The following is an 11,179-nucleotide window of genomic DNA, read 5'->3' as shown; positions in this document are numbered from 1 at the left end:
CCCCCGGCAGCAAGCGCCATCATGGTTAGAAGTGCCTTCCTACATCGCGGACGTATAATTCCGAATCGAGGACACCAGCGTCGATAGAACAGCACTGGTCGTAATTGAACGGAATACGGCAGAGTTTTTCGAGTGCTGCGATTATCGTTACAGTCTCTTGCTAGTAAAAGTGGTTCGAATACATTGCCGGAGCACTACTCGATGGCAGCCATGCCGATTATGAGAATCTCACTGGTTAGATGGCCTCAACGACGCTTATTCTTCCTCACAGCGGCAACCACCGCGTTCGAGTAGTTCGAACACGTCGAACCGGGCGTTGCACTCCTCACAGAGGATCTGGATGTTTACCATCGTCTTGAACTCTCCCAGCGTGAGCTCTCCGTTGTCGCGGAGCTTCTTGACTTTCCCATCGGCGACTGAGACGACACGACCCCGAAGTTGTTGGAGGTTCGTCACCTCGCGTTCAATTGGATCCACGTCTCTGCGTTCGTAGGCTGCCTCCCTGTGTTCCAAGAGGTACGTCCGGATCGCCTGATAGGTAACAAAGTCGCTCTCTAGCTCGTCGACATCGACGCCTGCCTGTTCTAACCGTCGCCGTCCCCGCGTCCGCTCCGCGCTGCTCACCGTATCGTCCGTGAGTAGCCTATAGATGTTTTCGACCTCGCCGTTGAGCAGCTGGGTGTCAGCCCGCTCCAATTCGCTTCGTATCAGTTCCTCATTGAAATAGTCAGCTAGCTTCCGAAGACTCAAGCGGTTTTCCTCAGCGGTCCACTGTTCTTCCAGCGTGTCACCCACCCCGTATAGATCGTACTCGTCAATCAGTCGTACGACTTTCAATCGACGCCCCGAAGCGGACGATCCCGATCGGTTCGGTGGTACCATGTTATAGGTGGCTACACAAAGACAATACTTTATCCTACGGTTCTGAGGACGGCGATATTCAATTTGGACGATCAGCCTCATAAAACCATGATTTGCAACCCTGTTTCGGTTGTCCAAACCCAGTTCGATTGATATAGTATAGAATATTACTGTTTTAGTTATTTATCAGATTTATCATTGATTGCCCGGCACTGTATAGATAAGTCAGATTGGGGAGTGGGCGGGGCGTTGAGTTGATTTGGTCAAATGCTCGCAGACATGTTCAGGGAGATCCCCAACACCGGTTTTGATGAAGATTTGGAGAAAAAAGACGGTGACGCCGTTGCGGCCGTTGCGGCCGTTGCTGCCGTTTCCATCCACTGATCAAGTATTCAAAGGGGAACAACGGCTCATAGCTAGTTGAGTATTTAAGCTCGACTGCAATCAGAATCACCGGCAATAGTATTGATGATATACAACAATATATTCGAGTGCAAAGTTGAGTATGGACGCCCAATCATTCGGCCATCACAGCACCGATCCACCAGCTACCTTCCTGCAGCAACTCCGAGAGAAACGGTCTCTCCAAGGTGGCATTTCCCTTGACCACATTATAGGTATTAGGGCGTAGTAGACCATTTTAGGGGAGTTGAGAGTTAAATTGGGTTGCCCGGACACAATCTCATCGAAAATTGACTTCTCACCTCTAAATTTCTGATCTGGTGGTCCCATCTTTCTTGGATTGTAGTCGGACAAGCGCACACAGAATTTTTATATTTTTCACAATACTATAAGCATCAAAAACCGATTGAAACACTCGGTGAGATGACCGCCAGCCGCCGAGGCCCTTAACTAGATAATATAAAATTTACATATATTAAGACTATTTGTTATGTGTTCAGTCGATTGGTTATCGAGATACACAGTTGGCCCGGATATCTACTAACATTATACAACATTATCCTAAAGCGGGTCGTTGACACTGTGAGCGTAGTTCCAGAGACGGAGAACGCAAGGACACGCGTTAGCGGGAGCCGGGACGGATGAATCCACTAGGTCGTTTAGCCCAAAATCGGCCGTAACGAAACCTCGACGTCACCGTCGCGACAGGCGATGGAGCAGGGTCAGCGATGGTGTACGTGGAATTCTGCGACGGAGGAGTGTAACTGCAGCACGCTTCCAGACGCGGTCCCGTGCTGCCATTCGACCACGTCGACGATGCGGGTTCGGCCCGGTCCACAGATCGCCGCACACCCTGTGCTGATTATCCGACTCCAGCCCAATTTGTGGCTCAGAATACGCGATTCACCGTACCTTACCACAAAACAGGGATATGTAATCGAGGTACTCCAACTGATTACATCGATTCAGTTATCTCTCCTCACTTATTTATTGTGTCCGATCGATGAGGCCCTGTTTTTCATTGTGACGTCCATCAATTCGATCATTCCAATCTATATCGGCCTCGTCTCAGGTCCACCCTTGTGAGGGGGTATTTTTAGACTGAACCTGCTACCATTAAGGTGTGAAATCCCAAAGTCGTTTTCGAACGAGAACCCACTACAGTTTTCCCAACGGCATTGTCAAACCGCAGTTCGAGAAATTGGTGTCGATATGAAAGTCACAGCTGTCAAGACCATCCCAGTCTCTGTTCCCGCTGAAACGGCATACAAGACTAGCCTCTCACTCGCATCCGAAGCCGAACATAAATTCGAACACGTTCTTGTCCAGATCGAAACCGACGCTGGTGTAACTGGACTTGGTGAATCCGCTCCACTCTCCTCATGGCCGCACGGTCTTTCACAAGGAGCTGTCAATTCACTCATTGAAGAGACGCTCGCACCAGTCGTCGAAGGACGACGACTTGAGAACATCCCTCGCATCATCGACGATTGCTGGCAGGCTCTTCCTGGTGAACCGTTCCCCCTCTGTGGCATCGATATGGCACTCTGGGACGCACTGGGAAAGGCACGTGACCTCCCTGTATATGATCTCCTTGGTGGGCCAGCGAACGAGAGACCCTCGATAGACCTCCACTATACAATCGGCATCAAAGAACCGAGGAAAGTCCGGAGCGATGTTAAAAAGGCGACTGATGCGGGCTACTCGGCAATCAAAATAAAAGTTGGCGGCCCCGATTTCGCGATTGAACGCGAGGCGATTACCGCGATCGCTGAGGCAGCACCCGACACCCGAATCCGAATCGATGCGAATCAAGGTTGGACAGTCCCCGAAGCACTCCGCCGTATTCCGATTCTCGACGACGCTGCTGGCGGTCTCGTGTTGGTCGAACAGCCGATTGACTATGATAACATCGCCGGGATGGCCCGTCTCCGGGGAAGTGTTTCCCCGCCAATCCTCGCCGACGAGGCCTGTTTCGGTCCTCGAAGTGTTGCGACCCTCGCTCGCGCGGACGCCTGCGATATCGTGAATGTCAAACTCGGGAAGGCGGGAGGGTTCAGTCGTGCTAGTGACGTTGCGACAGTAGCTGATGCCCATGGACTTCCCTGTTTCATGGGCGGTATGCTCGAACTCGGCGTCGGTGCTGCCGCAAACGCACATTTCGCTGCTTCTTGTCCCAACATCACCTATCCCACAGGCGCACTCCACGTCCATGCTACCGATACTCTCGTCCAAGAGCAGGCACAATGGACACCGGAGACCGGGACGTTTACTGTACCCGATACTGCCGGACTTGGAGTGACTCTTGACAGAGACGCAGTCGCTCAATACCGCGTAGACTAAGCTTGACTTCTTCCAGCGGTTAAATGTCGAACGTACTATGAAGTAAAGTAGGATTGATTGTATCCAGTAAACCAACTTATACGAAAATGCGGTCAGAGAGCCAACACAAGCTTCTCTCTCTGATGGAACTCTCTAAACGAACAACGGCCATAATGTCGCCCCATATGATTATGCGTCCAAAACACAAAGACGGGGTAATGGAGCAGATCAACCTTGAAAATGACGAATTTGAGGGCAATAATAACATCTATCTTTTTGACATCGAGGAGTCACCCACTCTAATTGACACAGGTGTCGCATCCAGGGAAGTTGAAGCGACGTTAGTGAGATCACTAACGGAGTTCGGGTTGGAGCTTTCAGACATTGAACGTATATTCCTCACTCATTGGCATCAAGATCACATTGGATTAGCGAAAAATATTCAAAAAGAAAGTGGTGCAGAAATTTATATTCACGAGGAAGATGCAGCACTTGTTTCTCACTCATCGAGTGCTTTTAAACAAATGTCACATATATACAAAAAGCGATTCAGAGAATGGGGAGTACCAACGTCGCCCCAGAAAGAATTACTATCATTTCTTCAGACCAGTGACTCCAACCAATACGGGATGAATGTCAAAACATTTGTTGGAGGAGATCGCTTCGAGGTCGAGTCATGGACGTTTGAAGTCGTACATTCGCCGGGTCACACAGCTGGACTCTCTGGATTTTATTTCACTAAAGATGGGGAGAGGTCGTTCATATCTGGGGATGCATTATTGCCGAAATATACACCAAATGTCGGTGGTGCCGACGTCCGAATGGACAATCCGCTGGAAGAGTATGTCCAAACCCTCTACAATATTATTCAGATGAATCTCGATGTCGCATATCCAGGACATCGCGGTGTTCTTAGAAATCCAACTGAACGAGCAATCGAGATCCTTAAACACCATGAGGCCCGCGCAATCCAGATTCTTAATATCCTCAATCAAGAGGGTCCATCAACTGCGTGGCACATAAGCGAGAATCTATTTGGTAATCTGTCAGGAATTCATATCTTACATGGGCCCGGTGAGGCGTTCGCACACCTTGAACATCTTTATAGTAAAGGATTAGCCAGGCGAGTTGACGAGGGTTATGAGATCACTGACGAAGCACGGTCAAATCTGGTCTCAGACTCTGAATCGCTCCTCACTGATCTTGGGATCTGGAGCGAGAATTTTAGACGTGGGAATTCTACCGTGTAGATGTTTCCAGCTCTGTTGAAATCCTATCGTTCCAATTTGTCTCGCTGGAATAGCCGTTCGGTAGATTCAAACGACACATCGGCGTCTTCGACAACGTTCAGTGGGATCACTATACGGTTCACAAACTCACCGAACACAAGGACGAGGTCGTTAACGCATACGAAAACTCTGATAGAAGCTGACTTAATCTTCCAGAAGAGGAATAACCAAACCACTCGAACGTATCAGTCGAATAGTTATGAGTCGTCTGAAGATTGCCGTGACAGCCCTTCTAATCCTTGCTTTAACAGCAGCTGTCTCATTCGTCGTCTCCAAATCGACTCAGTACCCATTTTACCTGCTGTTCTCAAGCTTAACGATTATCGGGGCTGCAATTAGCATCGCAACAGTTCTTACCAGTAATCAAGCAAGTAACGAAGATACAGTCGCTGAAAAACTCTATGAATTCCAGGACCAGAGTCTGCTTGAGAAAGAAGATTTGCGCGAGCTTGGTTTAGAAGGCACTCTATCGGTATATGCAAGCGATAGAGCTGCAGAAACTTACTACCAGCTTTCAAAGGATGAGAAAGAGCATATCGAAGACCGCCTTCGCTCTATCAGTCGAGGAGGAGTTGATGATGTCAGCTCGAGACCTAACGCTGGACGGTTATTCATTAACGCAACCCCGATGTTCGACATCAATTTCGAGATAGTCTCTGAAAAACCAGGTGGCTCAGAAATCCTGAACATTAGCAACCAAGAATCAGAAACAGATGTCGGGGTATATGTCGTCAGTATAGTAGGCCGGAAGAACCGGAGACAAGCAACCACTTAACAAGTAAATTATGAATTCGGTGACTCCATCAGCCAGAAATAGAATCCGGAGAAAGCCCTGTACTGGCATCGAATTCCAGCATTAACTACTTCATCCCGGCGGAAGACTCCATCTCGTTCGAATAACTTGGATCTCGGAACGCGATCACCAAGGAGATCTACCTCAAGATCGAAGTTACATCGACGCCGAGTGGCGCCACCTGTTCGGGGGCGAGGGAACCGACGCTCCACTGTCCGTTCGGACTGATGTCGACTGCTACGACTGCCGCCTTGCCGCCGAGGCCATGACCAGACTTCCGTCGCGACCGGGCTGGCCCACCTACCCGTACGTCTTTGATGGGGTCGTCAATGCCATCCGGTGTAGGAAGTGCTCCACGAGCGGCTTAGTGGCTCTGCGGAAGCCGTAGCTACGGACGGTGGCCGACGGACTACGGTCGCGACCGGCTGGTCGTCGACGAGAACGAACAGTCGCAGAACGATCCCGAGCCCCGCACGAAGCGTGCCGTCGCCGAAGCGATGGACGACTCACTCCTCTCGAAAGGTGGCCGCTACGAAGTACAGTCCGCGTCCGGTAACAGGTACGAAGTCGACGTCGTCGACGAATCGTGTACCTGTCCCGACTGGCAGCAGCGCTCACCCGAAGGCAGCTGCAAGCACCTGCGTCGCGTCGATCGCGAGATCAAACGGGGCCGCGTTCCCCGCCCAGACGGCCGGCTCCCAGCTGACCCGGACTAAACCTGATTAACCAACAGGACTCTCCAGACCGCGCTTGCGTTGGTTAACTCAGGCAGTATCGATCGTCCCACCCGTTGTTACGGCAGCTCACCAGTCACGTCAACGAGGTCCTCCTCGGTTCGCCAGCAGTAGAGCCGTCCTTCCTGGTCAAATAGTTCGAAGACACCGTCCTGCATCCAACCGAACGGGTGGTCCTCGTCCTCGTACTCCCGCTTGAGGACGTGACTTTTCGCGAAGAACTCGGTTGTACCGACGAGCAATCCCTGTTCGACGAGGAAGTCACTTGGCTCCTTCTCGGCGACACCGACGAGATACGTCACGATATCGGCGATCAGGCAGAACTTCTGGATACTGTTGTCCCATTCTCCACGGATATCGACCATTCGGAACGCGTATGCGTCGGTGCGACGGTTGAGACGGTCCACTACCAGGTTCAGCCGTCGGATTGGCTCCCGGTCGTAGTTCCCGAGGACGAAGTACGACCGGTCGTTCTCGTAGACCGGAGTCAACTCGCTCAAGGCGTGGAGGACCTCCTCGTTGTCGGCCAGCGTTATTTCCTCATCTTCAAGCTGGTCTTTGGCACTTTTGAGAACGTCATCAGGAACAGGCGACTCCTCATCAGGCATACTGCGAGTTTCTCATGGTGGAGAGGTATGGTTTATGGAGTAAATCACTCACTCAAGTGGTTGTGGTTCACTCCAGGGTGTTTTACTCAAGGGTAAACTACTTGCCGCTTCGTCGTGTACTGTACGGTATGAGCACCGACCTTGGGACTGCTGAGGAGATGGAGTCTCGCGAACTGATCCACTTCGTCACTCAGCAGACACGATTCTCTCTCATCAACAACATCCTTCAACACCCCGACCAGCTCCCATCGATGTACGAACTCGAGGAGCTCAACCCCAGCGTGAGCGACGCGACCGTCTACAAGCATATCCAGAAGCTCATCGACGTCGGTATCGTCAAGGAAGTCTCCCTGAACGATGACCAGCGCCGTCAGGGCTACCCCTGGAAGTTCTACGGGCTCACCGAAACGGGGCGGGAGTTCCTCGACGACCACAACCTGCTCGCCGCGGAGAAGACCCTCCAGCAGATCTACGACACCATCTCCGACAAGCCCGAGAAGATGGTCAAGTACGAGAACGCTCCCCGTCCGGAAGAAGCGTGACATCCTCCCCGCCGTGAACAGTAGTTGCCGAACCTAACTGAGGCTGCGGTTCGTAGTCTCAGGAATGGTCGAGACAGCCGAAGCAAAACAGGTCTGTCGGGCGGCCTCAACGTTGGTGTATCCGGCGCTCGATTTCGACAGGAAGCCGTGTGGAACCTACACGAGAGAAGAACGTCTATCTCGACCGGGGCTTCTACCAGGTTCACGTCGTGGCGGAGTTGGAACAGCTAGAGGTCGACTTCATCGTGCGTGCCCGACCGAGTACGGGGATGAAAGCCCGTCTCAGCGCCGGCGCTGAGACGGTCGTCGATGCCTATCGGATGCAGCGTAAGCGCCAGCCAACAGCGTCGGTTGACGTCACCGTCTTCGCCGTACCTCATCGAACGAGCGAGGATGAACACATCTGGTTCGTCACGAACCTTGACGTAGAAAGTGAGACAGCAAGAGCGTACGCGGCGGCGTTCCGCCGCCGCTGGGGTATCGAGACATCGTATCGCCAGATCGGCGACTTCCTGCCGAGAACGTCGTCGCCGACGTTCTCGGTACGATTGTTCTACTTTCTGTTTGCGGTCTCACTGTACAACCTGTGGGTGTTGGCGAACGTCCTCCTCTCGGGTGGAACGATCCCGACGAAACCGCCACTCTCAACGCGAATCTTCCGGACGTTCGTCCTCTCGACAGACTACGACTAGCGGCTGAGTCACACCAACCGGGACGGCCGGTCAGAACGCCCCAACTGAGTGGCAACGCTCGGGACCGCCGCCGGTCGGCGGCGGTCCCTCGGTCTCCGTTTCGGATTCGCCCCAACTGAGCTGTTGAAGGAAATGATCCTCCACCGGCCTCGATTTGATTCAGCGTCTACTGTTCAGGACGGGGAGGGTGTCAACTCTCCTGACTGGCAGCAGCACTCACCCCAAGGCGGCTCTAAGCATCGGCGTCGCGTCGAATACAAATTCAAACAGGGCCGCGTTCCCATTGACCTCCTCCACGCCCTGAAGGACGTGGAATCCGACCATCGGATTCGGGCGGTCGTCGCCTTTCGGTTCCAACCCGCACTCGGAGGGAACCGGCGACACACCGGGGGAACTCTCGTTTATCTCCCTCGTAGGGCTGTGGCCCGGCCAATGAGGCCCCGCCGGATTCCGTGTCATCGCCGTGCGAACCACCGCTGGTTCGCCACCCCTCGTGGTTTGGGGACGGCATCTCACCGAATCCGTCGCATTCCGTGTTACGTTGGGCCACAGCAGAGAGATTCCGATGGAAGGTCGGCGGCCGAGTGTCGCTCAACCTCCGCCTGAAGACGGTACTATGCGCTCGCACCTCTATCAGACGACTGGCTTCCAACGAACTCGGGGGAGATCACTATCCTCTTCGTCGGAATCACTCTTCTGGTACTGGGTAGTGTGGCGGCACACTAGGCTTTTCACGGCCGGTCACATACCGGGAGGTATGAGCAGCGATAGAATCGACGCCGAAAGCAAGGTGTCTGGAAACCAGGCAAACATCCCCGCCCGGATTCGGCGTGAACTCAATATTGACGATGGTGATCAACTCCGCTGGCAGCTCGAAGACGACGGGAGCATTCGGGTCCACGTCATCCAACAGCAAACAGGCACGTTCGCCGACTTCGACGGCTACGCTGGTGAGGAACCGACCGACGTAATGAGCGAACACGACGCCTGGGGCGTCGACGTCGAGTAAATGCCCCGTGCACTCATCGATACGACAGTCCTCTTTGCTGCCGCATACCGACGAGATAGTTCACACGATGCCGCGCTTCCCGTGCTGCAGGGCATCGACAATGGAACGCTCCCGGAGGCAGTCGTCTTGGATTACGTCCTCGCGGAAACGCTCAACGGCCTCACGACCCACGCCGGCCACGACGCAGCTGTCGATCTTCTCGATCGCATCGAAGAAAACGCCCGCTTCCACATCAACTCACTCACCACCGACGCCCTCGCGACAGGGAAGGCCCTCTTTCGCCAACACGAACCGCTCTCCTTCGTCGACGCCTGCATTGTCGCGTATATGCAAACCGAGGGGCTCGGCTACCTGTATGCGCTCGACGACGATTTTGACGCTGTCGAGGATGTCTATCGACTCGAAACAGCAACGAATCCCTACGATCCGAATTGACGCTGGCAGACGGCACGGCTGCTGACGATGTTTGGTCTCAGGATAGTCGCACCTCGTAGTCAGCCGCCAGCTCCTGGAACTCGTCCCACTCCACGAGACGGTTGTCGTCGACCTCGCCGTGCGTCTCGAGGTAGCGCAGCAAGACGTCGATTTCCTCTTCGAGGCCATACTTCGCCGCCTGCTCTCGGAGGGCCGCCTCGTCGACGTCGACGTGGCTGAGCAGGAGGAGACAGTACGAGCGGTGGCGGCTGCCGTCGTCGATCAGCAGCGTGTGACAGCAGAGCTCCGCCGGCGAGACTGCGTCGAGATTCTCGGAGTAGACGTAGTAGCGGTGGCCGGTGAGCAGGAACTGGAGGTCGAAGGCCGCGAATCGAGCGAGTCCGGTTTCGTGGAACCCCTCTGCCTCGATCTCCGTCTCAGCCTGGGCGAGGAATTCGTCGTAGTCCTCCCAGAGAATCGTGCCCTTCGGGGCGACCGATTCGAGGCGTTGACGATGTAGATGGTGTGCGAGTTCACGGGCGAACTCGTGGAGGCTGTCGAAGTCCGCGTTGAAGTCATAGCGGCCGTCGGCCGTCCCGACGAGCCCACGGTCGCGAAACCGCTTGAGGACGCGGTTGACCGTGTTGCGGTAATTGTCGCTCCGGTCGGCGATCTCGGAGACGGTTCGCGGCTGGTCGAGGTAGTACAGCACCTCGAGTGCTTTCCCGGTCAGCAGTTCAGGGAACTCGATGTGGGAGTGCTGGCGGACGAGGTCCTGATAGAGCTCGACGGCGCGAGCATCCGACGGGACGATGCGTTTTCGACGGCCGTCGCGTTCCGTGTAGACGAGCCCCTTCTCGACGAGGTCGGCGACGGCACGAGAGAGGTAGCTCTCGCTGTGGTCGAGCTTCGTCGCGAGCTCGGAGATCGTGTCGCCGGGGTAGACCGTGGCGAGGACCTCGAGTTCGATGCGCCGGAGCACGTTGTAACATAGTACGAAACTTGTATATAAAGAAGTTTCGAGTAGTGTTACAGTCAGCAGGCACGAGAGCCGTCCCCACCGTCTTAACCAACAAAACTATGGATTCGCCGGTTGTGTTGGTTAACACGAGAGCACCCGATGTCCTACGAATCCCCGACCCCACCGGCGAACCTCCCGACGGAGATCATCAACACGCTCAACGAGTCGGACCCGGAGCAGCTCCGAGATATTGCTACGTACGCTGAAGCGCTCGCCGAGCACAAGGAACGAGAGGCGCGTCTCGAGGAGTCGGCAGATCAAGAAGAGGTCGAAGAGCGACCAGACAATCTCCCGGACGACGTCCCGGCCAAAGCGACGGTCACGATCAAGGAGATTAACGACAACCGCTACTACTACTGGCAATGGCGGGAGGGAGAGAAGATTCGTTCTCAGTACAAGGGCCCGGTCAATCCAGACAAGTAGTGTTGGAGCGAGATCCGCACAGGAAGCTTAGGAGATGGTGATGTATTGCTTCGGTAGCTTAGGAAATGG

11 protein-coding genes and 1 pseudogene are annotated in these 11,179 nt (G+C 54.1%); 9 read left to right on the top strand and 3 right to left on the bottom strand.

Going from position 1 to position 11,179, the window contains the following annotated elements:
• Nucleotides 1-255: 255 nt before the first annotated feature.
• A complete protein-coding gene (gene rdfA, locus NO345_RS18485) occupies nt 256-882 on the bottom strand; it encodes a rod-determining factor RdfA (RefSeq protein ID WP_303647097.1) in 627 nt (208 codons plus the stop codon).
• 1,593 nt (nt 883-2,475) lie between these two features.
• On the opposite strand from rdfA, the gene NO345_RS18480 reads away from it, so the two are divergent.
• The 4 genes and pseudogenes from NO345_RS18480 to NO345_RS18465 form a co-directional block, all read left to right on the top strand.
• On the top strand, nt 2,476-3,606 hold the full coding sequence (locus NO345_RS18480) for a mandelate racemase/muconate lactonizing enzyme family protein (protein WP_256301725.1): 1,131 nt from the start codon (nt 2,476-2,478) through the stop codon (nt 3,604-3,606).
• A 197-nt stretch (nt 3,607-3,803) separates the two neighbouring features.
• Nucleotides 3,804-4,835, top strand: a complete 1,032-nt coding sequence (locus NO345_RS18475) for an MBL fold metallo-hydrolase (protein ID WP_256301724.1) — start codon at nt 3,804-3,806, stop codon at nt 4,833-4,835.
• Between the two features lie 238 nt (nt 4,836-5,073).
• Nucleotides 5,074-5,649 carry a hypothetical protein gene (locus NO345_RS18470; protein ID WP_256301723.1) on the top strand — a complete coding sequence of 192 codons (576 nt, stop codon included), beginning with the start codon at nt 5,074-5,076 and terminating at the stop codon, nt 5,647-5,649.
• A gap of 363 nt (nt 5,650-6,012) precedes the next feature.
• Nucleotides 6,013-6,383, top strand: a pseudogene (locus NO345_RS18465) (hypothetical protein); the annotation flags it as partial.
• Between the two features lie 77 nt (nt 6,384-6,460).
• Here NO345_RS18465 and NO345_RS18460 read toward each other — a convergent pair.
• Nucleotides 6,461-7,009: a DUF8170 family protein gene (locus NO345_RS18460; protein ID WP_256301722.1), complete on the bottom strand. Its 549-nt coding sequence runs from the start codon at nt 7,007-7,009 to the stop codon at nt 6,461-6,463.
• Between the two features lie 128 nt (nt 7,010-7,137).
• On the opposite strand from NO345_RS18460, the gene NO345_RS18455 reads away from it, so the two are divergent.
• The 4 genes from NO345_RS18455 (at nt 7,138) to NO345_RS18440 (ending at nt 9,687) form a co-directional block, all read left to right on the top strand.
• Nucleotides 7,138-7,551 carry a MarR family transcriptional regulator gene (locus tag NO345_RS18455; protein WP_256301721.1) on the top strand — a complete coding sequence of 138 codons (414 nt, stop codon included), beginning with the start codon at nt 7,138-7,140 and terminating at the stop codon, nt 7,549-7,551.
• Between the two features lie 149 nt (nt 7,552-7,700).
• Nucleotides 7,701-8,243 carry a transposase gene (locus NO345_RS18450; RefSeq protein WP_256301720.1) on the top strand — a complete coding sequence of 181 codons (543 nt, stop codon included), beginning with the start codon at nt 7,701-7,703 and terminating at the stop codon, nt 8,241-8,243.
• 757 nt (nt 8,244-9,000) lie between these two features.
• Complete coding sequence (locus NO345_RS18445) at nt 9,001-9,252, top strand: AbrB/MazE/SpoVT family DNA-binding domain-containing protein (protein ID WP_256301719.1); 252 nt, start codon at nt 9,001-9,003, stop codon at nt 9,250-9,252.
• Nucleotides 9,253-9,687, top strand: a complete 435-nt coding sequence (locus NO345_RS18440) for a PIN domain-containing protein (RefSeq protein ID WP_256301718.1) — start codon at nt 9,253-9,255, stop codon at nt 9,685-9,687.
• A gap of 37 nt (nt 9,688-9,724) precedes the next feature.
• Here NO345_RS18440 and NO345_RS18435 read toward each other — a convergent pair whose 3' ends face one another.
• Nucleotides 9,725-10,648 (bottom strand): MarR family transcriptional regulator, encoded by a 924-nt coding sequence (locus tag NO345_RS18435; protein ID WP_256301717.1) that lies wholly within the window; start codon nt 10,646-10,648, stop codon nt 9,725-9,727.
• 138 nt (nt 10,649-10,786) lie between these two features.
• On the opposite strand from NO345_RS18435, the gene NO345_RS18430 reads away from it, so the two are divergent.
• A complete protein-coding gene (locus tag NO345_RS18430) occupies nt 10,787-11,110 on the top strand; it encodes a DUF6788 family protein (RefSeq protein ID WP_256301716.1) in 324 nt (107 codons plus the stop codon).
• Nucleotides 11,111-11,179: the final 69 nt, after the last annotated feature.

Origin of the sequence: Haloarchaeobius salinus, assembly GCF_024464185.1 — an archaeon.
Classification (GTDB): Archaea; Halobacteriota; Halobacteria; order Halobacteriales; family Natrialbaceae; genus Haloarchaeobius; species Haloarchaeobius salinus.
This window is presented reverse-complemented; position numbering and strand designations above follow the sequence as displayed.